At 58.9% G+C, this 25,411-nt stretch carries 21 protein-coding genes and 4 pseudogenes; 13 read left to right on the top strand and 12 right to left on the bottom strand.

Translation table 11 applies throughout. The features are described from left to right. Positions 1-107: 107 nt before the first annotated feature. Together LG376_RS11990 and LG376_RS11985 are read left to right on the top strand one after the other, a co-directional pair. Positions 108-698 carry a hypothetical protein gene (locus LG376_RS11990; RefSeq protein ID WP_225747281.1) on the top strand — a complete coding sequence of 197 codons (591 nt, stop codon included), beginning with the start codon at positions 108-110 and terminating at the stop codon, positions 696-698. An 88-nt stretch (positions 699-786) separates the two neighbouring features. Beyond that, positions 787-1,110, top strand: a complete 324-nt coding sequence (locus tag LG376_RS11985; RefSeq protein ID WP_225747280.1) for a putative quinol monooxygenase — start codon at positions 787-789, stop codon at positions 1,108-1,110. Between the two features lie 188 nt (positions 1,111-1,298). Here LG376_RS11985 and LG376_RS11980 read toward each other — a convergent pair whose 3' ends face one another. Together LG376_RS11980 and LG376_RS11975 are read right to left on the bottom strand one after the other, a co-directional pair. Further along, on the bottom strand, positions 1,299-5,036 hold the full coding sequence (locus LG376_RS11980) for an acyltransferase family protein (RefSeq protein ID WP_225747279.1): 3,738 nt from the start codon (positions 5,034-5,036) through the stop codon (positions 1,299-1,301). Positions 5,037-5,155: 119 nt separating this feature from the next. Beyond that, a complete protein-coding gene (locus tag LG376_RS11975; RefSeq protein ID WP_225747278.1) occupies positions 5,156-5,998 on the bottom strand; it encodes an HAD family hydrolase in 843 nt (280 codons plus the stop codon). Between the two features lie 24 nt (positions 5,999-6,022). On the opposite strand from LG376_RS11975, the gene LG376_RS11970 reads away from it, so the two are divergent. Then, positions 6,023-7,066: a 3-hydroxyisobutyryl-CoA hydrolase gene (locus LG376_RS11970; RefSeq protein ID WP_225747277.1), complete on the top strand. Its 1,044-nt coding sequence runs from the start codon at positions 6,023-6,025 to the stop codon at positions 7,064-7,066. Here the strand turns inward: LG376_RS11970 and LG376_RS11965 are convergent. The 3 genes and pseudogenes from LG376_RS11965 to LG376_RS11955 all read right to left on the bottom strand — a co-directional run. Beyond that, a complete protein-coding gene (locus LG376_RS11965) occupies positions 7,043-8,218 on the bottom strand; it encodes a DUF6882 domain-containing protein (protein ID WP_225747276.1) in 1,176 nt (391 codons plus the stop codon). The two genes, LG376_RS11970 and LG376_RS11965, sit on opposite strands and share 24 nt — an antisense overlap. A gap of 42 nt (positions 8,219-8,260) precedes the next feature. Further along, positions 8,261-8,860 (bottom strand): TetR/AcrR family transcriptional regulator, encoded by a 600-nt coding sequence (locus LG376_RS11960; RefSeq protein ID WP_225747275.1) that lies wholly within the window; start codon positions 8,858-8,860, stop codon positions 8,261-8,263. Then, positions 8,853-10,004 (bottom strand): annotated as a pseudogene (locus LG376_RS11955) (MMPL family transporter); the annotation flags it as partial. The pseudogene LG376_RS11955 and the gene LG376_RS11960, both read right to left, overlap by 8 nt. 19 nt (positions 10,005-10,023) lie before the next feature. Between LG376_RS11955 and LG376_RS12720 the strand changes: the two are divergent. Beyond that, positions 10,024-10,473 (top strand): annotated as a pseudogene (locus LG376_RS12720) (helix-turn-helix domain-containing protein); the annotation flags it as partial. Between the two features lie 19 nt (positions 10,474-10,492). Continuing rightward, positions 10,493-11,712, top strand: a pseudogene (locus LG376_RS11945) (IS30-like element IS1513 family transposase). A 6-nt stretch (positions 11,713-11,718) separates the two neighbouring features. On the opposite strand, the pseudogene LG376_RS11940 reads toward LG376_RS11945, so the two are convergent. Next, a pseudogene (locus tag LG376_RS11940) lies at positions 11,719-12,948 on the bottom strand (MMPL family transporter); the annotation flags it as partial. Between the two features lie 234 nt (positions 12,949-13,182). Between LG376_RS11940 and LG376_RS11935 the strand changes: the two are divergent. Beyond that, positions 13,183-13,836 carry a hypothetical protein gene (locus tag LG376_RS11935; RefSeq protein WP_225747274.1) on the top strand — a complete coding sequence of 218 codons (654 nt, stop codon included), beginning with the start codon at positions 13,183-13,185 and terminating at the stop codon, positions 13,834-13,836. On the opposite strand, the gene LG376_RS11930 is transcribed toward LG376_RS11935, so the two are convergent. Genes LG376_RS11930 through LG376_RS11920 form a run of 3 tightly spaced genes read right to left on the bottom strand, consistent with a single transcriptional unit; the run spans position 13,833 to position 15,121 of the window. Continuing rightward, entirely contained in the window at positions 13,833-14,372 is a 540-nt protein-coding gene (locus tag LG376_RS11930; RefSeq protein WP_225747273.1) for a gamma carbonic anhydrase family protein, read from the bottom strand. The genes LG376_RS11935 and LG376_RS11930 overlap by 4 nt on opposite strands. Positions 14,373-14,390: 18 nt before the next feature. Continuing rightward, complete coding sequence (locus LG376_RS11925; protein ID WP_049379095.1) at positions 14,391-14,768, bottom strand: hypothetical protein; 378 nt, start codon at positions 14,766-14,768, stop codon at positions 14,391-14,393. An 11-nt stretch (positions 14,769-14,779) separates the two neighbouring features. After that, a complete protein-coding gene (locus LG376_RS11920; RefSeq protein WP_225747272.1) occupies positions 14,780-15,121 on the bottom strand; it encodes a hypothetical protein in 342 nt (113 codons plus the stop codon). Between the two features lie 25 nt (positions 15,122-15,146). On the opposite strand from LG376_RS11920, the gene LG376_RS11915 reads away from it, so the two are divergent. The 4 genes from LG376_RS11915 to LG376_RS11900 all read left to right on the top strand — a co-directional run bounded on the left by LG376_RS11915 (position 15,147) and on the right by LG376_RS11900 (position 19,039). Continuing rightward, complete coding sequence (locus LG376_RS11915) at positions 15,147-16,016, top strand: patatin family protein (protein WP_049379097.1); 870 nt, start codon at positions 15,147-15,149, stop codon at positions 16,014-16,016. Between the two features lie 152 nt (positions 16,017-16,168). After that, on the top strand, positions 16,169-17,584 hold the full coding sequence (locus LG376_RS11910; protein ID WP_225747271.1) for a TrkA C-terminal domain-containing protein: 1,416 nt from the start codon (positions 16,169-16,171) through the stop codon (positions 17,582-17,584). Next, positions 17,526-18,718, top strand: a protein-coding gene (locus tag LG376_RS11905; protein ID WP_225746148.1) for an IS3 family transposase whose coding sequence is annotated in 2 segments (ribosomal slippage) — positions 17,526-17,805 and positions 17,805-18,718 — 1,194 coding nt in all. Because the reading frame shifts where the segments join, the coding sequence is not laid out codon by codon here. Before LG376_RS11910 ends, LG376_RS11905 begins: the two co-directional genes overlap by 59 nt. Before the next feature lie 12 nt (positions 18,719-18,730). Beyond that, entirely contained in the window at positions 18,731-19,039 is a 309-nt protein-coding gene (locus LG376_RS11900; protein WP_225747270.1) for a hypothetical protein, read from the top strand. A 72-nt stretch (positions 19,040-19,111) separates the two neighbouring features. Here the strand turns inward: LG376_RS11900 and LG376_RS11895 are convergent, their stop codons facing one another. Both LG376_RS11895 and LG376_RS11890 read right to left on the bottom strand, forming a co-directional pair. Continuing rightward, entirely contained in the window at positions 19,112-20,746 is a 1,635-nt protein-coding gene (locus LG376_RS11895) for a peptide chain release factor 3 (protein ID WP_225747269.1), read from the bottom strand. Between the two features lie 24 nt (positions 20,747-20,770). Further along, positions 20,771-21,607 carry an SDR family NAD(P)-dependent oxidoreductase gene (locus LG376_RS11890; protein ID WP_225747268.1) on the bottom strand — a complete coding sequence of 279 codons (837 nt, stop codon included), beginning with the start codon at positions 21,605-21,607 and terminating at the stop codon, positions 20,771-20,773. 80 nt (positions 21,608-21,687) lie between these two features. Between LG376_RS11890 and LG376_RS11885 the strand changes: the two genes are divergently transcribed. Both LG376_RS11885 and LG376_RS11880 read left to right on the top strand, forming a co-directional pair. Next, positions 21,688-23,040: a TrkH family potassium uptake protein gene (locus LG376_RS11885; protein WP_049379101.1), complete on the top strand. Its 1,353-nt coding sequence runs from the start codon at positions 21,688-21,690 to the stop codon at positions 23,038-23,040. Then, the gene (locus tag LG376_RS11880; protein ID WP_049379102.1) at positions 23,033-23,725 is read left to right on the top strand and encodes a TrkA family potassium uptake protein; all 693 of its coding nucleotides are present in this window, start codon (positions 23,033-23,035) and stop codon (positions 23,723-23,725) included. Before LG376_RS11885 ends, LG376_RS11880 begins: the two co-directional genes overlap by 8 nt. Here LG376_RS11880 and pth read toward each other — a convergent pair. Continuing rightward, positions 23,722-24,369 carry an aminoacyl-tRNA hydrolase gene (gene pth / locus LG376_RS11875; RefSeq protein ID WP_049379103.1) on the bottom strand — a complete coding sequence of 216 codons (648 nt, stop codon included), beginning with the start codon at positions 24,367-24,369 and terminating at the stop codon, positions 23,722-23,724. The genes LG376_RS11880 and pth overlap by 4 nt on opposite strands. 35 nt (positions 24,370-24,404) lie before the next feature. On the opposite strand from pth, the gene LG376_RS11870 reads away from it, so the two are divergent. After that, positions 24,405-25,388 (top strand): nitronate monooxygenase, encoded by a 984-nt coding sequence (locus LG376_RS11870; RefSeq protein WP_225747267.1) that lies wholly within the window; start codon positions 24,405-24,407, stop codon positions 25,386-25,388. Positions 25,389-25,411: the final 23 nt, after the last annotated feature.

The following is a 25,411-nucleotide window of genomic DNA, read 5'->3' as shown; positions in this document are numbered from 1 at the left end:
CCGCAGTGCCCCCAGAACACAGGGACCATAACAAAGTTGTATCGAATTACCTGCGCAGCACGGAAACTCCTTCCAGACTGCTGGCCACCTATGGCACGGTGGAGGGCATGAAGCTTTCTCACCGTGCAACCGTAGCCGCCCTGTCCACCGCTCTTGTCATTACTGGTACATCCACCGTGGCCTCTGCGCAGCCGGCCTTGCCGCCGCAGATTCAGCAGGCTTCTTCGCAGGTTCAGCAGCTTTCTTCTGATCCTTTCGCCGCTGTGCAGGATTTCCGCCTCACCTTGCCACCGCAGGCCTATGAGCTGGCCGAGAAGTACAATGTCTCGCTGCCAGAATTCCTGGCCAAACCAGCGGGCCACGCGCCCAAGGTAGCTGGTGAGTTGGGGGCCGCCACCACCGCCCACCTCGAGAAGGCTGGGCACCGCAAGGACGCCCACGCGGCCGCCATCGCCCAGGAATGGGCCAACCAGGGTGCCGCCGGCAAGCTTGACTACAAGGGCGGGGTAGCCCACGGCCTGAATCACAAGGACGAAGGCCAGGGTTCTGTTCACCGTCTCACCGAGCAGCAGGCACAAGACCGTCTGAACTGGTTTAACCGCGATGTACCGGTCAATGCTGGTTCCCCACACGGCTTTGGTGTAGCAACTGCTTATGACGGAACCTACATCTACGTTGCGGAGTTCTTCCTCAACTAAACTGCATTCCACTAGTCCCGATTCCACCGCATTCGTGGCCTCTATCTGCAGCGATGACGAGGCTGCAAGGTGCCGGTAGGATCGGGGCATGATTTTGATCAACGTACAGTTCCACGTTAAGCCCGAATACGCAGAGACCTTCCTCGATGAAATCAATTGGTACACCGAGGCCTGCAACGCAGAGCCGGGCTGCATCGACTTCAAGTGGTTCCGCGATCCGGAAGATCGTCAGCGCTTCCTTCTGCTGGAGTCCTACGCAGATGGCAAGGACGTAGAGCACGTCCAGAGCGAGCACTTCCAGCGCTCCTGCGAGGAATTCCCGAAGTACCTCGTGGAAACCCCGGACATCATTAACGTTCACATCGATGGCCGCACCGGTTGGGACAAGATGGGTGAATTCTCCGTCGATTAATCCCAACGAATAAAGCTCGCCCTCTACCGTGATGTAGGGGGCGAGCTTTATCTATGCCTAGGCGCACCAGCGCCCTTCGCGCTCACAGCGGATGCTGCTGCTAGCGGAGCACACCTTCCGGTGAGCGCGAAGGGCGGGAGGGAGGAACTAGGCGCTTTCCGACGCCCCGCCCCGCGCCGGCCTGTGCTTTACTGCGGCACGCACTGAGAGGACACAGTCTTGTCGCCATTCGAGTACTGCTTTAGAGCATCGTAGAAGGCATCCGAGTACCCGCCGGTGCGTTCCGGCATTGGATGAACACCATCGGAGTAGAGGATCTCCGGGTTGCTCTGTGCATGTCCGCACCAGTCAGCGATATATACGTTGTCGTATTCCTTGGCTGCGTCGAGGACATCCTGTTGGGATTGGGCCATCCACTCACGGTCACCATAAGGAACAGCCATGACAACGGTGTGGTCTTCGCCGATGATATCCAGCGCTTCCTTGATCTGGTCTGGGAAGGCAGGGCCGTTAGTACCAAACCCGAGGAAGACGGTATCGCGCAGCTGACCAGAATCTTTAAGCTGCTGCAGAATCTGGATACCCGCAGTGTAGTGGCGGGATACATCTGCATCGACGTAAATCTGCGGGAAGCGCTGCTTGAGGGCGCCACTAGAAGCCAGCATCACCGAGTCGCCGACAGCGGTGATGTCTTTGCCCTGCGGCATCGGGCGGGTCTTCTTGTCCTTCGCGGCAGCCTTATCGTCGTTGTCCTCAGCAGGCGGCTGTGGCGCAGCATCATTCGGCTGCGCCGGGGCATTGTTGCTGCTCTGGTTCTGCTGCTGAAGCTGCTCCAGCTGCTGCTCCAGCTCGGTCTTATCGCTGGAATTGACAACGCCGTAGACTACGCCGGCTACAGAGGCAATGACTAGGAATGGGACTACCGGCCACATGGTCTTGCCAAAGCCATCGCGCAATTCGCTAAATCCTGGGCGGGAGGACCAGTAGGTCTTCCATGTCTTCTTATAGCCGCCGCGGCGGAACGGATTCTCAATGAACTGATAGGAAATCTCGGACAGGAGCAGCGAAATAGGCACGGCTACAAGGCCCAGGATCCACGATTTATCGGAGTTCTGGTTGCCCTCGAAAAGCGCCTTGAGCATCATGATGACCGGCCAGTGCCAGAGATACAGCGAGAAGGATCGCTGGCCAAACCAGCGCATGACCTTGGTCCTAAAGAGCGGGGTCATCGGGCCGTATTCGCGAACCACGCCCCACACCATCAGGACGCCAAGCACGCTAGTGAGGAAGAGCCCACCCCGGTAGGTGATCTCCGCGTCATCCGGCATGAGGAATAGCTGGACACCGTAGCCGATGAGCGCCACAGTGCCGATGATTCCGGCGATGCGCGATTCGGCTTTGCCTGCCGCTGCCCACGAATCCGCCTGCGGGTCGGACTTGGTAGAGGTCATCTGCAAAGACAGCACGGCGCCTGTGAGCAGGCCAAAAGCATGGGTATCGGTGCCGTAGTAGACGCGCGTCGGGTCTTCACCCGGCACGTAGATGAGCGCCATGGCCACGGCGGAACCGATAGCTAAGACTGCGGCTACGAGGATAGGAAGCCGGCGCGGCTTGCGGCGAGAAATCAGGAAAACGCCGGTAATAAGAAGCGGCCAGAAGACATAGAACTGCTCCTCCACGGCCAACGACCAATAGTGGGCAAAGACCTGAATCTCATTGTCCGCAAAGTAGGACTGGGAGGTGGCGATCTGGGTCCAGTTATTGACAAAGAATAGAGTACCCAAGAACTGCTGGCGCAAGCCGACCGCTAGGTCCCCGCCTATCCACGCCACCAAAGCGGTACACATGACCAGGACGGATACAGCTGCTGGGAGGATGCGCCGGAATCGACGCACCCAGAAGTCCTTCAAGCTGATTGTGCCGGAGGTACGGAATTCGCGCACCAGCAACGAGGTGATGAGGAATCCGGAGAGGACGAAGAAGAGGTCAACGCCCAAGTAACCACCGGGAAGCAGGGAAGGGAAGAAGTGGTACAGCACCACGGCAATAACTGCGAGGCCGCGCAGTCCATCCAGCCCCTTGACCTGGCGCAGGCGGGCGTGGCGCTTCTTCTTAACTACCTTGCTCTCTGGCGGCGTAGCCAGCGCTTCAGGGTCCTTGGCCTGCTTTTGTAGCGGATACTTAGACTTAGTATCTACCTGCGTGATCGAGGCTTTCTGTGATGCTGGCTTTTGCGCAGCTTGTTGTGGCTGGCGCGGTGCCGCCTTTGCCTGTGGCTTTTCAGGGGCTGGATGTTGCTCCTTCGACGGCTGTGCCTTCTCCCGCTTTTTCTCAGCGGCGGCAGCGGCGGCCGTACCCGCTCCAGCTGCTACAGCGCCTGTGGCAGCGGACTTGTCGGGCTTTGCGGGCGCCGTCTTTGGAGCGGCTTGAGGCTCGGCCTTCTTCGGCTGGGGCTGTTCAGGCTGCTGCTTTGCCTTAGGCTTTGGGGTAGCTCGGGACGGCTTTTGCTGCGCTGGGGTAGGAGTGCCCACCTGTTGTGATTTGCGGGCCAAACCGCGACTGATATCGGAGGGCTTAACCTGCGGGCGGCGCTTTGTTGCCTTCTTGGCCTTATTCTGCGGCGTCGCTTCCTTTGCCTTCGGCTGTGGCTGTTGCTTCTTCGCCTGTTTCTTGGACTTTTCGTCCTTAGAGGGGGTGCCTTGCTGCGATTTCGGCTGGACTACCTTGTTTCCATTGTCGGCAGTCTTGTTCTGCGCCGGCCCCGCTTTCTGCTGGGATGCATCGGCTGGAGTCTTTGGCGCAGCGACCTTCGGCTTGGGGGCCGTGGTGCCCTTCTTTGGCGTTGGAGCGCTAGGCGCCGAGGCCTGTGAGGCAGCCTTCTGCTTTGCAGCGCCGGGAGTACGCGCTGATCCTTGGCCCTTGGACGGTTGCGAGGGCTTCGACGGCTGTGCATTCTTTTTTGGCGTTGGTTGCGGCTGTGGTTGCTGCTTTGCCGAGTTTGCCGGGACCTGCTTGGAGGAGCGTGGCTTTTGCGCCTGCTGCTGGCCGGTGGTCGGCTTGGACTTAGCCGGTTGGGATTTCTGCGGCTGTGCCGATTGCGGCGAAGCCTTCTTCGCGCTGGAAGAAGAGGAAGGCTTGGGCGTCTGCTTCGGCTTTTGGGTAGTGGGTTGAGCCTGCTGTGCGGGCTTTACCGTGCCTTTTTGAGAAGGTTGAGAGACAGGCTTCGGGGAATTACTGCGGGCAGAAGGAGTCTTTGGGGAGGACTTAGACGGGGTAGTACTAAAGCTTGCACCGCGGCGCGGTCGCTGAACCGGTTCGTGCGCTTTGCGCTGTGGCTTCTTGTCCTGAGCAGGCGAGTCTTGTTGCTTCTTAATAGCTGCTTTGGGAGTGGACTCTGCCTTGCTTTGTTGTGCGGCGGTTGGCTTAGCGGCAGATTCTTGGGCTGCAGGCTTGGCCTTCGGCGCCTTGGCCGCAGGCGACTTCGAGGTGGACTTAGTCTGCTGCGGCTTTGCGGAAGTGGCCTTGCTTGCCTGGGGATTTTCGGTGCTGGGGCGAGTGGTGCCCTTAGCTGCGGGCTTGGCGGCAGGCTTCGTATCCTTAGGCTTAGGAGCAGCTGGCTTGGCTTCGGAAGCCTGTGCAGGCTTCGTCGGGGTGGTTTTGCGCGCAGGAGCCTGCTTAGCTTGCTTCGTGGACTCGCCGTCCTTAGCGGTGCGATCCTGGGGCTTGCCCTTCGGCTCGGAGGATTGAGCACCCGTGGTGGATTCGGTGCTAGCCGATTTCTGGGGCGCAGAATCCTTTTTATTAGGGGTCTGGGGCGCACTGGTAGAGCCAGCTTTGGGCTGTACTGGCTGGTAGACCGGTGTGCGTGGTTCGTTCGAACGCCCAGGTTTCTTCTTCCCCAGCAGTGAGCGCAAAATTTGCTTCACAAAAACTCCCAAAGCACTACGTATATTTTCTAAACGGACTATTTTAGCCTGCGCACCAGCACTTCTCCCCATGCGGGGAGGAACGGTGCTGCGCGCGGGGCGGAGGCGAAAATACGAGTCTAAGACTCTTCGCTGTCAAAAAGCTGACGCAGAACTGTCACGACCCCATATTCGGTATTGGGTGGGGCAATGCGATCGGCGATTTCCTTCAACTTTGGGTGCGCATTTTCCATTGCGATGGCGGTGCCTGCCTCACGGAGGAGCTCATAGTCATTGAGGAAGTCGCCAAAGGCGGCGGTGCGAGACATGGGGACCGAAAGGAGCTCGGCCATGGTTTGTAGTGCTACGCCCTTATTGACGCCAGCGGCCATGACATCGAGCCATACGGCGCCAGAGATGGCGATATTGTGTTCCGGTACGGCCGCAAGAAGGGGCTGGTGTAGGTGCTTTTCGCTGCCGTCGGCGCAGTAAGCGGCGATTTTGATGATGTCCGCATCCAGTAGCGCATCGAGGTCATCTACCCATTCCACTGATCTGTAGTACTTGGCAATTTCAGCACGGGCCTGTTCATCGGCGCCTTTGTGGACATAGGCGGTATCCGGTGTGCATAGCACTACGGTATGCGGGGCCTCGACAGACCGGAGTGCGGCCATGGCGGCGCGCACGGCTGTGCCGGGCAGGGTAGTGGCGCTGATGACGCGATGATCATGGACGACCACGGAGCCATTTTCTGCGATGAAGGTGTCCTCGTTCGGAAACATCTCTTGCAGGGTGGCGAGCTGGCGGCCCGAGGCGGGTACTAGGGTGACGCCGAGCTGGTGGGCACGGGTGCTGATCGCGGCGAAATCTGGTGGAAGCTGGCCGTTGCCGTCCAGTAGGGTGCCGTCCATATCCAGGGCGATGAGCTGTGGGAGCAAAATTCCGAACCTATCTGTGAATTGGCTGATGGTGGATAGGTGCATGCGTTCTGTGTCACACTAGGGGTTATGACTAATACTGCACCTATCGTTTCCTCAATCCGTAACCATACCGGAGTCATTGAGCTCAACCGTCCCAAGGCTCTCAATTCTCTCACCCCGGAAATGATCCACCTCATTGCGGAGTCGCTTGCGCAGTGGCGCGACAACGATGAGGTGGAACAGGTGCTGTTTACCTCGACTAGCCCCAAGGCATATTGCGCCGGCGGCGATGTTCGCTACGCCCGCGAAGGGGTCAAGGAGGGCAAGGTGGATGAGGTCGATGCCTTCTTCGCCACCGAATACACGTTGAACGGTGATATCGCGGAATATCCCAAGCCCATCGTGGCGCTCATCGATGGCATCGCTATGGGAGGTGGTCTGGGCATTTCCGCCCATGGGTCCCACCGCGTGGTTACGGAGAAAACCTTTGCCTCCATGCCAGAGATGAATATCGGCTACGTCACCGATGTAGGCATGGCCTATGCCGCCCAGCGCGCGGTGGGAACGCGTGGGAAGGCCTCGCCTGAGTTGGCGAAGTTCTGGGGGATTACCGGCTACCGCATGTATGCCGCAGACCTTGTGTGGAGCGGGCTGGCCACCCACTATGTGGCGGACGGCGAGGTCTTTGCTAACGCGGTTATCGAGAATGGACTAGCCACGGCGCTGTCCCAGCACGCCACCGCACCTAGCGGCGAGGCCCCCTTGGCCGAGCTTATCGACGCCATCGAGGACGCCTTTTCCCACAACACCTGGCAAGACGTTTCCGCGGCCTTGGAACAGTACCCAGAACTAAAGCAACAGGTAGAAAAGCTGACCGCGCAGGCGTGCCCGACCTCCATCGTGGCGGCCATGGAGCTCTTCCGCGCCGAGCAGGAGTGCGGCAGCATCCGCGAAGCGCTAGATATGGAGACCAACCTGGGCGCTTATATGTACCGGCGTGGGGACTTTGCCGAGGGCGTGCGAGCGGTCTTGGTGGATAAAACCAACGATGCGGCATTTGAGCCTGCCGCGCTTGCCGACGTCGACGTGGACGCCCTCCGCAGCGCCTTACACCTCCACCCCGCGAAATGATCCATAGGCGGCGCGGGCGCGATCGGCGTTGATCCATGCGGGAGGGGGCACCGACAGCGTCGCTTCGGTGGCTGCCGGAGTCGGCTCCGGGAGGTGCAGCTGTGGGGCGTCGAGCAGGACGAGGCCCACGCGGGCGTCGGCAAGCGTAGTGCCCGCCAGCGTCCAGATCCCCAAAATGGGCAAAGCTAGGTGCGGCAGCTGGTGTCCACGCGCCAGCGGAAGGGGAAGGTGCGGGCGCACCAATTCGGGCACGGCCTCGTCTATGCCAAAGCGCGCTAGGTTACCCGCCAACCGCGCCGCGGTGGTGTCCTTGAGCTTCGGATCCGCCCAGGCCCACGTGAATTCCTCGTCCGAAATGGTTGCGATAAGCACCGCATTGGCCGTCATCTGCCCGCCGCTGTAGGACACCGTGGCAATGGCCTTATCCACATCGAGTTCTACCGTGGCATCTGGGAAGTTGCCTTGGAAAAACATCTGGCTTTCGGTGCTTAAGTAAAAGGCGTCCTCCAAGACGCGAGCGGCCGCCAAGCCTGGGGTGATGCTGGAAATCTTGTGTACCCCGGGGCTTGACTGCTCAAAACGCACCGTGGTGCCATCAGAAAAATGCAGGTAGGGCTCTTCCGCGGTGGACTCCATGTCTAGGTAGCGGGCAAGTGCGAGGGCCGGTTCCTTCTCGTCCGTTTCCGCGCTGCTGTGTTGGAGACCGTGCAGCAAGGTTTGGCGAAAGTCCAGGTAGGGGTGGAAATCTACCGCAACGATGGCCACGTTCTTTCCCTGCTGGGCGCGCAGCACCGGCATGTTGCCCACGATAAGGGAGGCATAAGCAACCATTCGGTCGACGTCTGTGCTGGCCGTACCTGACTGCGGAAGGTCAGCAAAATGCTCGGTCGCAGCGGTAGTCCAGTGCCAGGTGCCTGCGGCGATGACGGCGAGGCGCACGCCACGGAAATCAGAAACGTGCCGCGCGGAACTTATCCTCGCCTCCACTAGCTGATCGGTGACAAAGTTGTCTTTATCGTCAGTGGAGGGGCCGAGGAAATTAAATTCCACGTCGGTCGCCTCCCCGATGCGGTCTTGAAATGCGGCATTAACGCCCGCTTGAATGAAGCGGGCGTTTTGCGCGGTGCTCGATATAGGGGCTTTCTTATCCATAACTATTGCCGAGCATACGGATTAAAGCGCCCATTAGGCTAGCTAGTCGATGGCGCGCACGGTGGCAAAGGCTGTGCGAACTATCTCATGCTTTGTGTGAGCGTCCAGTGATTCTTCGGCTTGGGAGCGGCGGTGGATTTCTTTCATGCTCATCGCACTGGCACCCGCACACGCTTGGAGAATGACCGCGATCTCAAAGCGCGACTTATCCGGGACGCGTTGGTGGAAAGCTTCCAAAACTTGGTCAGCTACGACTTGGAATTGTTGGCGCTTTTTCGAGGTATGGCTCAAGTTTTCTAAAGCCTCGCCAATGGTGAAATGAGAGGTAAAAGAATGTAGCTCTTTGCCCTCGTTTTCGGTGGCATCGAGCGTTACCTGTTCGAGGAATTCAGAAATGGATGAATTAGGAAAGACAGTGGGTACTTCCTTGGAAAACTTGGCAAGCACATCGGTGCTAAAGGACAGTAGCGCATCTGCCACGGAGGAGAAGTAGTTGTGAAAGGTGCGCGGGGAGACCCCGACGGCCGTGGTGATGCCGGAGATCGTGGCGGCTTCGGCGCCACCGTCGAGGACGAGGCGCGCTGCCGCATCGGCCATGGCCTGACGCGTAGCCCGCTTCTTTTCTTCGCGCAGACTAGCCACGGTGGGTCTCGCCTACCTTCTCTCGTTGTGCGCGCAGGAGTTCCTCGCGCTCAGAGTGCAAGGCCTCACCTTCGATGTCCATGTTTGGCGTGATCTTATCCAACCAGCGCGGGAACCACCATGCCTTCTTATCCAGTACAAACATGGTAGCGGGGATGATCATCATGCGGACCACGAAGGCATCGATAAGCACGCCCGCAGCCAAGGCAAAGCCCATGGTCTTGATGAATGGCTCGTCCATCAAGATGAAGGCGGCAAAGACAGAAATCATAATAAGGGCCGCCGCCGTGACCACGCGGGCGCCGTGCTTAAAGCCATTGGAGGTAGCGTTGCCAGCCGTCTTGCCATTGACAAAGCCCTCGCGCATGCGGGTGACCAAGAAGACCTGGTAGTCCATAGCCAGGCCGAAGGTCAGGCCGATGAGCATGATGGGCAGGAAGGAAAGCAGCGGCTGTGGGTCGTCGACGATGCCGAACATGCCTTCTTGCCAAATGGCCACGGTGATGCCGAAGGTTGCGGCCATCGACAAAGCGAAGCCGGCTGCGGCGATGAGCGGTACCCAGATGGAGCGGAAGACCAGCATCAAGACGATGAAGGCCAAGCCCAGCACGATGGCTACGTATGGGATGAGCACGTTATTGAGGCGCTCAGAAATGTCATCGAAGATCGGGGTGATACCGGTAATGCCGTAGGAACCGCCGGTCTTTTCAAACTCACCCTGGTAATCGCGCAGTTGGTTAAGGGTTTCCGTGGTCTCTTCGTCGGTCGCGCCGGTGGTGGGCGTAATCATGATCTGCGCAGCATCACCGTTCTCGGTGGTCTGCACGATCTGGGCGTTTTCTACGCCGTCATTGCCGTTGATCTCCTTCAGGAGATCTTGGAAGGCCGGCATGCGGTCCTGCTCGGGAACGTCGGCCACATCAACGAACGCGATCATCGGCGCATTGCGGCCAGGACCAAAGGCGTCTGCCGTAATCTCATAGGCCTCGCGCTGCGGGGTGCCGGGCTTTGCGGTGCCATCGGTAGGCATGGCCAGGCGCAGCTGGGCAAATGGTACGGCCAGGATGCCCAGCAAGACGACGCCCGCGATAAGGTGCAGCCACGGGTGGGCACGCACGCGACGTACCCAGCGCAGGCCCATGGTGCGTGCTGTCAAGGGGTGAATGCGCCACTTCGACCGGGAGGTAGTTGTGACGCGTTGGACTCCGAAGGATGTTAAGGATGCTGCTGTTGAGCGCGTGGTGGCAGGCGAGGCAGTTAGCCTGGTCGCGCGTGATGTGGGTGTAGGCCCCGAATCGGTTTACGGTTGGTTGAGGGTAAGAGGTGTCGAACCTCCAGGCAGGCGTGCGAGTCGTTTGCGTGATCCGTTTGTCCGTGAGGCTGTTGGGTTGGTGCGTGCAGGTATGTCGATCAGTCAAGCAGCACAGACTGTTGGAATATCGACTGGCTTGCTTCACAGCAGGTTAAAGAAAGCTGGTGTAATCGAAGTGCGGCCTAGACGCGCCCACTTGTCACCTGATAAACGTGCCCAGGCCGTGGAGCGAGTGCTTGCTGGTGAGAGCTGTCAGACAGTGGCTGATGCTATCGGTGTGCATCCTTCTACCGTGTATGGGTGGATAAGGAAGCAGCGGTATGCGAAGTTACGCCGGCAGCGACATCGTCGAACGCCTGATGAGGCGGTGGTGTCTTTGCCAGATACAGGCAAGAAGCTGGGTAAAGATTCTGTTATGCCAGCACCGATGAAAACTCAAGCCGTTGATGGATTTCCTAGCGGCGTATTCGACAAACACGCCTTAGTAGGGCGTGGTCGCAGGCTTACTGTTGAAGACCGTGTTGCTATTGAAGCGGGATGTCGTGTCGGTGATTCGGCACGAGCCATCGCGCAGAAAATAAATAGGCACCACAGTGTCGTCGCTCGTGAAATCACCCGTAATGGTTGGAAGATCGTCGATGATGACGGCACAGAGCAGCTGCGGTATAACGCCCACAACGCTGCTGTTTCTACTGCTGGTCGGATGGTGCGGCCAAAACTACGCAAGCTCGATGAAAGCCCAACGCTTCGGGGTGTAGTAGTCGATTGCCTTGCCCGCAGGTGGTCACCTGGGCGCATTAGTGCATGGCTTGAGCATGCTTTCAGCGATGATGAAAGCATGCGTATTTCCCACGAAGCGATCTACAGTGCCTTATACATTCAAGGCAAAGGCAGCCTGCGAGCCGAGCTTGAAGAAGTCATGAAGACTAAAGACGTACTTATCCGCGGCGGCTCAACACGCAAGCGTCGTGCCCGAAACGCTGGCGTGTTAACCGGTCGCCCTTGGATCAAAGGTGCTGAGATCACCCACCGCAGCCCGGAAGCTGATGACAGGGCTATTCCCGGGCACTGGGAGGGCGACCTTGTTATTGGTAAAGGTGGCAAAAGCGCGCTGATTACCCTAGTAGAGCGCACCAGCCGTTACACCCTGCTTGGACACCTTCCCGATGAGCACAGTTCACACACCGTGGTCGCAACCCTGCAGGACATGGTCAAAGACCTCAACACCGAGCAGCTAAAGACCATCACATGGGACCAAGGCGCAGAAATGGCTGTCACAGCACAAGTCCAGATTAAAGACGGCTGCCAGGTGTTTTTCTGTGAACCGCACTCACCGTGGCAGAGACCAACCAACGAGAACACCAACGGCGAGATCAGGCGCAGGTTCTACAAAAAGGGCACCGACTTTGCCACCGTCACACCCGAACATGTCGCGTGGGTGCAAAATGAGCTCAACGAAACACCCCGACAAATCCTCGGCGGCGCAACCCCACGTGAAATACTTAACGAACTATTCAAGCGTGGCGCATCCACCGCTTGATTCCGCCGTGGGCTTTTCGTCCTCTGGGTCTGGAACCTTGGGGCCAGGCACGCGGCCGGCGAAGATCTTGGTGCCCAAAAGTCCCAGCAGGGCGGGGATGAAAGTATTGGCAACCAATACGGCGATGATCACTGTTGCCGCGGCGGCGATGGCCATGGTGCCCAGGAACGGGATACCGATAATGGTCAGCGCGGCCAAGGCGATGACCACGGTGGTGCCGGCGAAGACAACGGAACCGCCCGCGGTGCCCAGCGCCATGCCCATGGCGTGGGCACGGGTGGCCTTATCCATCTTCTTGAGCTCTTGGGCCAGTTCCTTTGGCGAAAGATCGTTGAGGCCAGAGGAGGTGATGAGCTCGTTGCGGAAGCGGTTGACAATAAACAGTGCGTAATCGATGCCGACGGCCAGGCCAATCATGGAGGCCAACGTCGGGGTCATATCGGAGACGGTATCCGTAAAGACCGTGGATACCTGCACGCCGAGGATGCCGATGCCCACGCCGATGATGGCGGAAATCAACGGCATGCCAGCGGCCACGAAGGAACCGAAGGTAATCAGCAGCACGATTGCGGCGACGATGAGGCCGATAATCTCGGCGCTGCCACCCGTCTCTTGGCCCGCGGAGCTAAAGGCGTTGCCCTGGTACTTCACGGTGAGCTCGCCCTCGTCGTACTTGTTGAGGACGTCCGTGACCTTGGTCATGTCCTCTTCTGGGATGTCCCTGACTTCGTCGGCGTCGAAGGTAATAGTGACGGTACCGGTAGTTTTGTCCTCGCTCAGAGGGGAGAGCTGTTGCAGGTTCTTCTTAATCTGCTCCTCCGGCATGTGCTGGGCTTTCATCTTTTCGCCCATTTGCTTTTCCATGCCGGCTGCAGCCATCACCGGGCTGACCAGTTTGTCCTGGTCCTTGAGCGCGCCAGTGTCTTTGAGCTCACTAAGGAGGTCATCTACCTTGCCAGCTACCTGTTTATCGGTGAGGTCTTTGCCCTCCGGTGCTTGGATGACCACCGTGCCTTCGGGTGCACTCATGGCATCGGTGTCTTGGCCGAAGCGCTCCATCATCTTGTCTTGGGTGGTGGTGGAGTCCATCTCCGGCATGGAGAAATTAGGGTTCGGTGACTTGGCAAAGCCGGCGGTAAGTCCTGCCATGGCCACCAAGACGATGAGCCAAAAGGCGAGGAATGGCCACACCTTGCGGTAGGACCAGCTACCTAGCCGGTAGAGGAATTTAGACATAAAAATGTGCTTTCTTGTGCGGTATGCGTGCAATGGCCTGCGCGCGGGTGACAGTGACTATGGAATCCACGGGGAGAAATCTGCACCCCGTGCGAAACATTGCATAGTGTACGCAAAATTGCGGAACGTGTGCAAAGATCTGTGCGGTGGAACGCAGGAAGCTGCTCGTGAGATATGCGGCTTGTGCCCTCAGGCGTATCGGCGATGGCGGTATGGGGCGGTAGACTGACCGGCATGCTCCACGCCGTTAGTTTTGCCCTCTTGGATTCCGTCAATGCGCTACTCATTGGCATCCTCGTGGCCATTGGCATCATCTTGCCCCGCGGCAAGTATCGGCGCATTGCTGCATTGGTGGTGGTAGGAGACTGGATTGGCGTTCTCGCCGCGGCGGCCGTGGTGATGTTTGTTTTGCTAGGGGTAAAAGACCAGATCGAGGCCATTTTGAGCTCACCCATTGCTGGCTGGGTACTTGTCGCAGTCGGCATCGCGGTGGGGTTCGGTGCGTGGCGCTCTCAAGGCCAGCCCAATGCCTTAGTAAGTCGTCTGCTCGAGCCGCTGCGCACGCCGTCACCGATTACCGCACTCATCGGCTTCGTAATGGGTGTGGTGCAATCGCTGACCTCGGTGCCGTTTTATTACGGGCTTATGCACTTGGCTACCGAAGATATTGCTCCGGCCGCTCAGTACGGCGGCTTGGTGTGGTACGCCAGCCTTGCCCTGTCCCTGCCCACTGTCTGTGGCCTTTTTATTGCGGTGGTGCGCGCCCATCCCGAATCGGCCGCCGGCCGTCTTTTTGCCGCGGCGCGCGCCAATAGCACCCAGGTGGCGCTCTTTGGCGGCTACCTCGTGGCGGTCTTCCTCATCCTCATGGGCGTGCTTTCCCTTTAATCAAAGGTGACCTCATCCAGGCTCAAAGCCACATCGGATTGGCTGCGCGCGCAGTCCACGTAGCGGGCAGCATGCGGAATGAAGGCTTGCGATTCCTCTGGGCTGAGCTCGCGGCGCACCTTGGCTGGCACGCCGGCGGCAAGGCTCCGCGGCGCAATGGTGGTTCCTTCCAGTACCACAGCGCCTGCCGCGATGAGCGAGCCGGTTCCAATAGTGCAGCGCGAGAGCAGCGAAGAGGACATACCCACCAGGGAACCGGCCTCCACATGTGCGGCATGGACCATCGCCATGTGTCCCACCGTGACATCATCTTCTAGTACGCACGGCGTGTCCTCTTCTACGTGGAAGACGCAATTGTCCTGAATATTGCACCTAGCACCAATGCGAATCGCGCCCACGTCGCCGCGCAGAACACTGCCATAAAACACGGAGGAATCCGGGCCGATTTCTACATCGCCAATGATGGTGGCAGTGGGTGCAATCCACGCACTGCGGTGAATACGCGGCTTCTTTCCAGCATAAGGCACAAGCAGCATGGCAGTCCTTTCAGGAAACTATTCCACCACCACGGCTAGGGCGGGGGAAAGCTCGTAGTCGCCGGGGTAGGGGAGGTTGTCTACGAGGGCGTCGGCAAGCGCGGGCGTTAGCGGAATGACCCAGCCGTGCCGGGGATCTTTGATGGGCAAGGCTTCCTTTTTTAAGGCGGGAAAATGCACCGTCGTGGTGGGGGAAACCAGCGTAGCTGACTCGTGGGCGCGGGCTACCTCGCGCAGTACCTCGGCACCGGGCTGGTCAGTCACGACGATGATAAGCGGCCCGGCGGTGTGGATTTCTAGCCGGTCAATGTGGGCGGTGAGCGCCGCGGAGTCTGGGCGGGCCAGGTGCGGGGACTGCGCGCCGGTCAGCCGGGCAAGTGCATCTTTTAATCCCATGGGAGCCCAGTCTAGTGAGCGCTCACGGTGATGGTGCGGCAGCGCTCCAAGTCGAAGTACGCACGCTGCCCGGTGGCGGCAACGCGCTCGCGGGCCACAGACTCATCGTGGGTTACGGCCGTGGCGAGGAAGACGAGTGGACCATCGGGCTGGCGCCATGTGCCGAGATACCGCGCGCCGTGTTCCTTGGCTAAGGCCAAGGCTTTGCTCACCGCGGCTGGGGTAGGCTCCGTCACCCGCAGGAGCACCTTCCCGGTGGGGTTATAGGCGAACCCGGTGCGGGGCTGCTGGCCGGTTTCGATATCGAAGGTGCCTTCTTCGTCCGCGAGCAATTGCCGGAAAATACGCTTCATTGGGCCCAGCGTAGTATGGGGCACCATGATTGACGCCAGTAACACCGCACTCGTTATTGAAGGCGGCGGCATGCGCAATTCCTATACGGCCGCCTGTATGGTCAAACTCATCGAAGAGGGCGTGGACTTTGGCTGGGTAGGCGGTGTCTCTGCTGGGGCATCGCACACCGTTAATTACTTGTCGCGCGATGCCCGCCGCGCCGAAGAGTCTTTTACGGACTTTGCTAAAAACCCTAGCTTCGGTGGCGTGGGTTCGCTGGTGCGTGGCACCGGGTATTTCAATGCCGAGTACATCTATGAGCGCGCAGCAGACAGGGATTTGCCCTTTGATTGGCAGTCCTACTGCGAGCATCCGGCCGATATGGTGCTTGCTGCAGCGCGCGCCGACACCGGCGAGTCTGTTTACTGGACTCGCCAGGACATCCACACCCCAGAAGATCTCTTCGCGCGCGTGCGCGCTTCCTCCACGCTGCCGCTGATTATGCCGATGCGTTTTATCGACGGCGCGCCGTACGTGGACGGTGCTTTGGGCTCTTCCGGTGGCATTACTATTGCGCAAGCAGAAGAGGACGGATACGAGAAGTTTCTGTTTATTGGTACTAAGCCGCGCGGGTATGTGCGCCCGGAGGTCGCGCGCCCAGCCTTCGTCCGCCGCATCTTCCGCAGGTACCCCGCTATTGCCGACGCCCTTATAGCCCGCCCCGCCCTCTATAACGCAGCCAAAGATCGGCTTTTGGAGTTGGAGCGCCAAGGAAAGGCGTATTTATTTTTCCCGGAAGATATGCAGGTGGCCTCCACCGAACGCAACGTACACAAGCTGCGGGCGAACTATCAGGCAGGGAAAGCCCAGACCTACACGGAGTGGCCACGGTGGAAGGAATTCCTCCTCGATTAGTTCACTATGGGCGTTAGCTGTGAGATGTGCCGCTGCTGGAGGTGGGTGGCCCCTGACGAAAAGGGTCTAAGCAGTAGCGATGCCGATTGCAGGCTTTGAGGAAAGTGCTTTTCACGTGGCACTTTGATGGAAAATGCCTAAACTATTCCAGCGTGTTAGCAATTTTTGATGGAAATATATGGCTGAGCATCTTTTTCATAGTGCTGCTCGGCACGCTATTTGGCATGATCCCCTTCGGTCCGCTGCGCTTTGGCGCGGCAGGCACGCTGTTTGTGGGCTTGGCCTTCGGCTCGTTTATTGACCTAGATAAAGACATCTTAAGCTCCCTGCAAGAGCTGGGCTTGGGACTCTTTATTTATATGCAAGGCCTGTCCGCCGGTGAGCGCTTCTTCAAGGGCTTTTCCAAGCAGATGAAGCACATGCTCACGGCGACCATTGCGATTGTGGTGGCCGCGGGCGCAGCCATCCTCTTTGGTGGCATGCTGGGGCTGGATACCTTGGCTTCCGTTGGTGTATTTGCCGGCGCCACGACCTCGACGCCGTCGCTGGCAGTTGCCCAGCAACAAACCGGTGAAGAGCTACCCGCCGTGGGCTACTCGCTGGGCTATCCCGTGGGTGTGGCGGTGGCCATTTTAGTCGTGGCATTCCTGCTCAAGCAGAATTGGCCCGCCAAGCACGATAAGGACAATTCTGCCTCCAAGATCTTCCGCTCCCGCACCATTCGCGTTACCAAAGACGTGAACTACGATGATTTGGAAGAACAGTTCAAGGATCACTTTGTTATCGCTACCATTCGCCGCGGTAATAAGGTCCGGGTTGCCGGCGATCGCCCCGAATTGCACAAGGGCGATATCCTGCGCGTGATGGTCACCAAGGCCAAGGCCCGCGAACTCACCCAGATGTTGGGCAAGCGCCAGCCGCAAACTCCGTTCGTGGATAAGCGCCTGGTCATCGAAACCGTGGCTATTTCTAACCAAGATATTGCCGGCCGCACCGTTGAGGAGCTCAACCTGTTCTCCCGCTATGGCGGTCGTATCGTGCGCGTGCAGCGCGGCGATGAGGAATTCTTGGCCAATAATGAAACTCATCTGGCTTCCGGCGATATCCTCGAGCTCATCGTGAAGTTTGACCGCTTGGGCGATATCCAGGATTACTTCGGCGACTCCATTAAGTCCTACTCCGAGCTGAACTGGGTGGCCTTGGGTGGTGGCCTCTTCTTGGGTTACCTGCTGGGCCAGGTCGTGGTACCGATGCCAGGTGGTGCTTCTTTCGAGCTGGGCTTCGCGCTCGGCCCGCTGATTACCGGTCTTATCCTCGGTGCGCTGCACCGCACCCGCCGCATTCCATGGCAGGTTCCGGCTTCCATTAATACCGCCTTCCAGCAGTGGGGCCTCGTCATCTTCTTGGCGTCTGTGGGCCTCTCATCCAGCGAGGCATTGGACCTGACCCCTGTTTGGTGGACACCTGATATCCAGCCTAGTCGGGCTGGAAGAAAGGTAATCTACCACCATGTCCAGGTACTCCGAACAGTTCAAACGCGATGCCGTGGCCCTCTACGAAAACAATGAGGACCTCTCACTGAACTCAGCATCAGCAGAGCTCGGTATCAACCGTGCCTCGCTGCATTCTTGGATCAAGAAGTACGGCACCGGCAAACGTGCCCGCACAAAAAGCACGCGCGACAAGGCCCAAGCAGCGAATGATTCCGAACGGATCCGCCAGTTAGAAAAAGAGAACGCAAAGCTTCGTGAAGAACGCGATATCCTGCGCAAGGCCGCGAAATATTTTGCCGAAGAGACTCACTGGTGATCCGCTTCCAGTTTGTCTATGACCACCGAACCGAATTCTCGGTCAAGCGGATGTGCCACGTGTTAAAGCTCAATCGCTCCTCGTTCTACAAATGGGTGCAAACCCGCGAAGAACGCAGGTTAAAGACGTGTTCGGATGCTCTTATTGGTGCAAAAATCAAGAGCATCTTCGATGATGAATACGGGCTTTATGGTGCTAAACGCATCGCTGCAAGCCTTAAAGCCGATACGAGCTTTGGCCCGATAAATCACAAGAAAGTCGCACGAATCATGAAAGCCATGGGACTTAAAGGCTTTACCAAACGCCGCCGATGCATCACTACCAAGCGTAAGCCTGGCCACCGCGTCATGCCAGATTTAGTAGACCGCAAATTCACCGCTGATAAGCCAAACCAGGTCTATGTAGGCGACATCACCTACCTGCCGTGTAAGGGCGGCAAGAACATGTACCTGGCCACGGTCATCGACGCCTACTCGCGCAAACTTGTCGGACATGCACTCGCAGACCACATGCGAGTCTCACTGGTCATCGATGCTCTAGCCCACGCGCACGGTGTGCGTGGCAGTCTTGATGAGGCTATTTTTCATTCCGATCACGGCAGCGTGTACACCTCACAAGCCTTTAGGAACTATTGCTCGTCGTTGGGTGTGCGCCAGTCTATGGGAGCGGTAGGAACGAGTGCTGATAACGCCCTAGCAGAATCGTTTAACGCCACGCTCAAGCGGGAAATCTTGCGTGACAGGAAAGTCTTTGACAATCCGATCTCCTGCCGCCAGGAAGTCTTCCGGTGGTGCATGCGCTACAACACACGCCGGCGGCACTCCTGGTGCAATCTTTCAGCTCCTGACGTCTTTGAAGCCGAGAATTCAGCTACACTGACTAGAGCAGCATAGCTAACCCCCGACGTGTCCACTTTCCGGGGGTCAGGCCCATTCTTGTCCACCGCCTTCTCCTGGATGGGTCTGAAGTGCATGATCCTCGCCGCCATTGTCACCGTGGTGGTTTCGGTCCTATTCGCTGTAGCGAATCGCTTCATGGGTCAGTCCGAAACCCGTACCTCTGGCGGACTTTCTGGCATCTTTGCTCAGCCGGCCGTGGTCAATTACGCCACGGGGCTGAGCTCCGACTCGCGCATCATGACCGGTTATGCGGCCACCATTGTGGTGGGGCAGGTGGTCAAGATTGCCGTTGTCCCTGTGATGTTGATGGTTTAACACGCAACGGAAAAGGCCGCTTCCCAGAACGGGAAGCGGCCTTTTTCTCTGCTATGTGGACCTGTGTGGTTTCTAATCCGCCACGAGGGTTTCCATAGTGAGCTCTGGGTGTTCCTTCTCAATGAAGGCGAGCTTCCACTTATCGCCAAAGAGCGCGATGAGCTCGCCATCTTGGCGGGTAAAGATTTCCACGCCACGCTGACGGCCGAGCTCTGGGGCGGATTCGGCATCGGTGCGGCGAGCCACGGAATAGGGAATAGGCTCGGTGACGGTTTCCACGTTGTATTCGAACTCCATGCGGGCCTGCATGACCTCGAACTGCATGGGGCCCACCGCCGCCATGACAGGGGAGGCATCGCCACGTGCCTCGTTCTTGAGAATCTGGACCACGCCCTCGGCTGCCAGCTGCTCCAGTCCCTTACGGAAGGCCTTGTACTTGCCCAGCGACTTCGCGCGCAGAATGCGGAAGGCCTCCGGAGCGAACTGCGGCATGGGCTTGAATTGCACCTTCTTGCCGGAATAGATGGTGTCACCAGGGGCAAGCGAGCCGGCGTTGACCAAGCCCACGATATCGCCCGGATAGGCGGTGTCCACAGTATCGCGCGTGCGACCAAAGACAGTCAGGGCGTACTTGGTGGAAAAGCTGCGGCCGGATTGGGCGTGGTTGACCTGCATGCCGCGCTCGAATTCACCGGATACCACGCGCATAAAGGCCAGATTATCGCGGTGCTTTTGGTCCATGCCTGCCTGGACCTTGAAGACGACGCCAGAGAAGTCATCGCTGACCTCGCGGACTTCATCAATGGCGCTGGTGGCAGCCTCAACTGCCTTCGGATCGGAGTCGCGCGAGTGCGGAGCCGGGGCAATGGCGCACAGGGTGTCCAAAATCTGGTGCACACCAAAGTTCAGCATCGCAGAAGCGAAGATGAGTGGGGAGGTCACGCACTGCTCAAAAAGCTCCTGGTCATGCAGGGCGCCATCGGCGGCAAGCAGCTCGGCTTCCTCCACTGCGGTCTCCCACACCTCTTCTTCCTTCTCCCCGGCGGCATCCGGAGCAAAGTGTTCCTCCGGGGCGATGGTAGAACCACCGGCGGTGCGGATGAAGTGGATATACTCATCGGCCTCGCCATCATCGTTGATATGCGCCAGGCCGCGGAAGTCACCGGCAATGCCTACCGGCCAGTACAGCGGGGTGGGCTGCAGTTGGATTTCGTTGACGATTTCGTCGACAAGCTCTAGGGGCTCGCGGCCCACGCGGTCCCACTTATTGATGACGGTAATGATAGGCAGGCCGCGGGCCTTGCACACGCGGAAGAGTTTGAGGGTCTGAGGCTCGAGGCCCTTGGCGGCGTCGATAAGCATGACTGCCGCATCCACCGCGGTGAGCACGCGGTAGGTATCCTCCGAGAAGTCCGCGTGGCCCGGGGTATCGACCAGATTGATCATGTAGGGCTCGCCCTCGTGGCCCTCCGGTGCATATTCGAACTGCAGCGCCGAGGAAGCCACGGAAATGCCGCGGTCCTTTTCCATATCCATCCAGTCAGACACGGTGGACTTGCGGTTGCCCTTGCCGTGGACCGCGCCGGCTTCATTAATAACGTGTGCATGCAGCGCCAGCGCCTCCGTCAGCGTGGACTTACCAGCATCCGGGTGGGCGATAACGGCGAACGTGCGGCGGCGCGAGGCCTCAGAAACGACAGAACTCATGCGGCATAGTCTAGTGGTTTCGCGCTACCACTCCACATTGAGGCGGCGCCCCAAATCATCAAAGACGCGGCGAGCTACCGACAGCTTCTTCGCAATGGGGCGCTGCAGGCCAGGTTTGCGCTTGTTGTTGTAGTATTCGCCCGATTCAAAGTGGATTCCCTCGGTGCCGGTCAAATAGTAGGCGAGGTTATCGCCGCCGTCTGCAGGCGTGCCAAAGGTCTTGCCAATCAGCCCGGAATACATCTTGGACATTAGGCCAGTAGAAGACTTGGAAAAGTCCGTGGCAAGCACGCCGGGGTGGAAGGAGACCGCATTAAGCCCGTGGGCATCGATATAACGGGTGAGCAGGATATCGCCCAACTTGGCGTTGCCGTAGGCGCGCTCGGGGCTGAAGTGCTCCAGCGTGGTGGGATCGCTGAGGTCGAATTTAGACATAAGGAAATTGGCTAGGGAAGCCGTTTGGACCACGTTCGCGTTATCCGCGCGCAGTTTATCCCGTAGCAGTGAGGTCAATAGAAAAGGCGCGACCACGTTGACCTGCCAGGTGCGCTCAAATCCATCGGCGGTGGTGGACGGGCCATCAAAAATGCCGCCGGCATTATTGCCCAGGGCGTGGATGTGCTCTAAGCCTTCCAAATCCTGTGCCAAGCGGCGTACCTGGCCCAGGGATTCGAAGTCCGCTAGGAAATACCGGCCTTCGACTTCCTCGGCCACCGCGCGGGTCTTTTCCGGATTGCGGCCGATGATAACCAGGTTGTCTTGCGGCCGGGTGTGGTGCAACTGACGAGCTGCCGCGGCCCCCAATCCGCCGGATGCGCCGGTAATCACAATGGTCTTGGCAGTGCTATGTGGCGAAGTCATAACACCAATGCTAACCGCCCCCGAGGGGTGGTGCCGGCCAGCAGTTTCCCTGCGCCGAAAGCAGGTCTATACTTCCGCTGGTGAAACGTTTGCTTTCCATACGGCAGTGGGGCCCGGCGCGGTTGACCGCGGCTGGCTTCCTTGTGCTGATTCTGGTGGGAACGGTTTTGCTCATGCTGCCGTTTGCCGAGGCCGGCACCGCCCGCGCTTCCTTCCTGTCTGCCTTGTTTACTGCTACGTCTGCGGTCTCGCTTACCGGCCTCATCGTGGTGGATACCGGTAGTTTTTGGAGCCCGGCCGGCCAGGTCATCATCTTGGCGCTGATCCAACTGGGCGGCCTGGGCATCATGTCGCTCGCTTCGCTATCTGGCCTGATTTTTACCGGCCGGATTAGCTTTAAGGCGCGCAAAACCGGCGCTTATGAGGGGCGCCCTATCGCCCCTGGTGGTATCCGCAAGACGCTGATTTTTACTTTCGCATTTACCGCGGTGGCTGAGACCATCATCGCCGTCATTGTGGCTGCGCGCTTGATGATTGGCTATGGGCATTCCTTTCCGCGCGCAGTATGGGAGGGCATCTTCCATGCGGTTTCTGCGTTTAACAATGCGGGGTTTAGCACCAATAGCGATAACCTGGTGCCCTTTGTTTCTGATGCCTGGATTTTGCTGCCCTTGGCCGCCGCATTGATTGGTGGCGGTTTAGGTTTTCCGGTGTGGGCGGAGTTGGCGCGGTTGGTACGCCGCGATCGCCATGTGGTCCACCGCATTTCCATTACCGCCCGCATGACCCTAACGGCCACAATGGTGCTCCTGCTCGCCGGTGGCGTCTTCTTCGCGTGCATGGAGTGGACCGGGGTTTTGTCCTCGATGTCGCTGGGGGATAAGCTGCTCAACTCTTTCTTTGCCGGCGCTTCTCCGCGCACGGCAGGGTTTAATGCCATCGATTATGGCCAGGCACATCCCATTACGCTGATGGGCACCGATATTTTGATGTTCATCGGTGGTGGCTCGGCCGGTACCGCCGGCGGTATTAAAGTCACCACCGCTTGCGTGCTGTTGGCAGCCATGGCAGCAGAATTTACGGGCCGGGAAACCACCACAATTGGGCACCGTAGCCTTCCGCGGTCGGTGACCCGCCAGGCGCTGGCGCTGAGCTTTGCCGGGGTCATGGTAGTCACGCTGGGCGTGGCGGCGCTGCGCTTTTTCGATCCGGAGTTTAGCGGTGATCAAGTGTCCTTTGAAGTGCTCTCCGCATTCGCTACGGTGGGCTTGTCCACCGGAATTACCGCAAGCTTGTCTGCGCCCTCGCAGATTGTGCTATGCCTCATCATGTACTTGGGTCGCATTGGCCCAACCACCTTGGTAGCAGCGCTGGCGGCGAAATCCGTTAGCCGGCGCTATAGCTTCCCCGAAGAAAGGCCGTTCCTTGGCTAATATTCTCAAGGCGTTGGGACGCTCCCGCGCCGGCATCGATATTCCACCCGTCGTCGTTATTGGGTTAGGCCGATTTGGTTCTTCGCTTGCTCATGAGCTGATGGCCAATGGCGTTGAGGTCCTCGGCATCGATTCCAGCGAAAAGCGCGTGCGCGAAGAAGCTCCCTACCTCACCGAGACCATTGCGGCAGATACCACCGACCCAGAGGCCTTGCGCCAGCTGGGCGTGGAGGAGGTCGAGCGCGTCATCGTCGCCATCGGCTCCCATTTGGAAGATTCCATCCTCACCGCATCCAATCTGGTGGAGTTGGGGGTCAAAGACATCTGGGCCAAGGCTGATTCGGAGGCACACGCGCGTATTCTCAGCCAGATTGGTACCCACCATGTCATCCGGCCAGAGCGTGATACTGGCCGCCGCGTGGCTTACCTGTTGGGCGGGCGTTTCCGTGATTTTGCGGAGATTGCCACTGATTATGGCGTGACCCAGATGGCCGTTCCTAGTTCATTGGTGGGCCGGCCGCTCGACCTTTCTGCCATCTGGCGCACGCACCGCGTGCAATTGGTCTCTGTGCGCCGCGCGGAAGGGGAGTGGGCCCCGCTTGCCGACGCCACCGAGCTCACCCCCACCGATTTCATCGTCGCCGCCGGCAGCCCCCAGGCCCTAGAAAAATTTTCCCAGTGCTAGCGCGAGTGGATCTGGTTCTGGGCTTTGCCTAACCCGTCTGTCACGATGAGGCGGGCGGCCTCGGCCGCGGTGGCGATGGCGTCATCAAAGCCGGCGCCCGCATCCACGGGGCCCAATACGTAATCCGGAATGGACGATCCCTTGGGTGGTCGGGCAATACCAATGCGCACACGCAGATAGTCGCGGGTGCCCAAGCGCTCCGTGAGCGACTTGAGTCCGTTGTGCCCATTTTCATTTCCGCCCTGCTTGATCCGGATCCTATTGGCCGGAAGGTCCAGCTCATCGTGGAGAACAATGATGTGATCTGGGGCGATTCCTAGCTGCTGTGCCAGCGGCGCTACTGGATCGCCAGAAAGATTCATAAAGGTTCCTGAACGCACGGCAAGTACTTTCTGCCCCGCCCAGCTAAGTGGCGCGACCTGCACATCCATCCCACGTACCGGCTCAAGCACGTCTCCGTCTGCGGCTAATAGATCATCGATGGCCATATAGCCCACATTGTGGCGGGTAGCGGCATACTTTGCGCCGGGATTGCCCAAGCCCACAATAAGCCACTCCGCCTCTAGCTCGTCCGGATTGAGGCCTGGTGTGGGTTTATTCTTCGAGCCAAAGAACCGCGCGAAAAAATCTCCTAAAGCTGCCACTGCACTAGCTTCCTCTCTCGGTAGGGTGGGGTGGTATGAGTCAGGTTATAAGCTCTCTTTCCCGTAGCGTAATCCCCGCGCCCATGGCCGGCGGTCCCACCACCCCGGAACTAGTGCGCGCCGCCCATGCCGCCGGCTCTTTTGGCACCTTAGGTGTGGGCTCTGCGAGCATAGACACTGCCCGCACACAGATTGACCAGTGTGCCGGCATTCCGTTTGGAGTAAACCTCTTTTGCCCACAACAGCCGCTTTCTGGGGCGCAACGTACCGCCGCCCGCGAGCTGGCGCAGGCAGAAAACCAGCCATTGCCCGATCCCGATTACTCCTTTGGCTTTGCAGAGAAGCTGGCTCTAGCGCTGCGCGGTGGCGCCCGCGTGGTGTGGTCCATGTTTGGAACCTTCACACCCGAACAGATAGAGCGAATCCACGCCGCGGGCGCAGAGGCTTGGACCACCGTCACCACTTCTGCGGAGGCAACCGCGGCCGCACGTCGGGGCGTCGATGTGCTCTGCGTCCAAGGCCCGGCCGCCGGCGGCCATCGCGGAACCTGGGACTTAGCCGCGACTCCCGATTCCCGGGACTTGGAAGAGCTAGTGTCCGACGTGCATACCGCAGCCCCTGATCTTCCTCTCATCGCTGCTGGCGGCCTGCGCACCGCAGACGATATAGCCACCGCTATGTCCTGGGACGGCGTCGGCGCATGTTCCTGCGGTTCCGCATTTTTGCTCACCGAAGAGGCGGGAACGAGTGACTACAACCGGCAGCTACTGCGCCGTGGTGGGCAGACCGTGTCTACCCGTGCTTTCTCGGGCCGCTTTGCCCGTGGACTAGAAACTCAGTACACCCGCAGTCATCCCAACCTTCCACCGGTTTATCCGCTCTTGAATCCTGTGCTTAAGGAACGCCGTGCGCAGCACGATGATGCCGTAGCATATTGTCTCGTAGGAACCGAAGTGGAGAAAATAAACGGGGGTACTGTGGTCAACATCCTGAACGAACTATGCCAAAACCCACAGTAGTAGGCGCTAATATTTATGTTTGA

The sequence above is a fragment of the Corynebacterium sp. Marseille-P4611 genome (genome assembly GCF_916618765.1).
Taxonomy (GTDB): domain Bacteria; phylum Actinomycetota; class Actinomycetes; order Mycobacteriales; family Mycobacteriaceae; genus Corynebacterium; species Corynebacterium marquesiae.
The sequence above is the reverse complement of the archived record's forward strand: the minus strand, read 5'-3'. Positions and strand labels throughout refer to the sequence as shown.

What these genes read in the sequence shown, in the direction of transcription:
- LG376_RS11970 (WP_225747277.1), top strand. Translation starts at nt 6,023, where the DNA reads ATGACTAATACTGCACCTATCGTTTCCTCAATCCGTAACCATACCGGA.
- LG376_RS11870 (WP_225747267.1), top strand. Translation starts at nt 24,405, where the DNA reads ATGAGTCAGGTTATAAGCTCTCTTTCCCGTAGCGTAATCCCCGCGCCC.
- LG376_RS11920 (WP_225747272.1), bottom strand. Translation starts at nt 15,121, where the DNA reads ATGAAGCGTATTTTCCGGCAATTGCTCGCGGACGAAGAAGGCACCTTC.
- LG376_RS11895 (WP_225747269.1), bottom strand. Translation starts at nt 20,746, where the DNA reads ATGAGTTCTGTCGTTTCTGAGGCCTCGCGCCGCCGCACGTTCGCCGTT.
- LG376_RS11915 (WP_049379097.1), top strand. Translation starts at nt 15,147, where the DNA reads ATGATTGACGCCAGTAACACCGCACTCGTTATTGAAGGCGGCGGCATG.
- LG376_RS11935 (WP_225747274.1), top strand. Translation starts at nt 13,183, where the DNA reads ATGCTCCACGCCGTTAGTTTTGCCCTCTTGGATTCCGTCAATGCGCTA.
- LG376_RS11990 (WP_225747281.1), top strand. Translation starts at nt 108, where the DNA reads ATGAAGCTTTCTCACCGTGCAACCGTAGCCGCCCTGTCCACCGCTCTT.
- LG376_RS11930 (WP_225747273.1), bottom strand. Translation starts at nt 14,372, where the DNA reads ATGCTGCTTGTGCCTTATGCTGGAAAGAAGCCGCGTATTCACCGCAGT.
- LG376_RS11975 (WP_225747278.1), bottom strand. Translation starts at nt 5,998, where the DNA reads ATGCACCTATCCACCATCAGCCAATTCACAGATAGGTTCGGAATTTTG.
- LG376_RS11965 (WP_225747276.1), bottom strand. Translation starts at nt 8,218, where the DNA reads ATGGATAAGAAAGCCCCTATATCGAGCACCGCGCAAAACGCCCGCTTC.
- LG376_RS11925 (WP_049379095.1), bottom strand. Translation starts at nt 14,768, where the DNA reads ATGGGATTAAAAGATGCACTTGCCCGGCTGACCGGCGCGCAGTCCCCG.
- LG376_RS11890 (WP_225747268.1), bottom strand. Translation starts at nt 21,607, where the DNA reads ATGACTTCGCCACATAGCACTGCCAAGACCATTGTGATTACCGGCGCA.
- LG376_RS11985 (WP_225747280.1), top strand. Translation starts at nt 787, where the DNA reads ATGATTTTGATCAACGTACAGTTCCACGTTAAGCCCGAATACGCAGAG.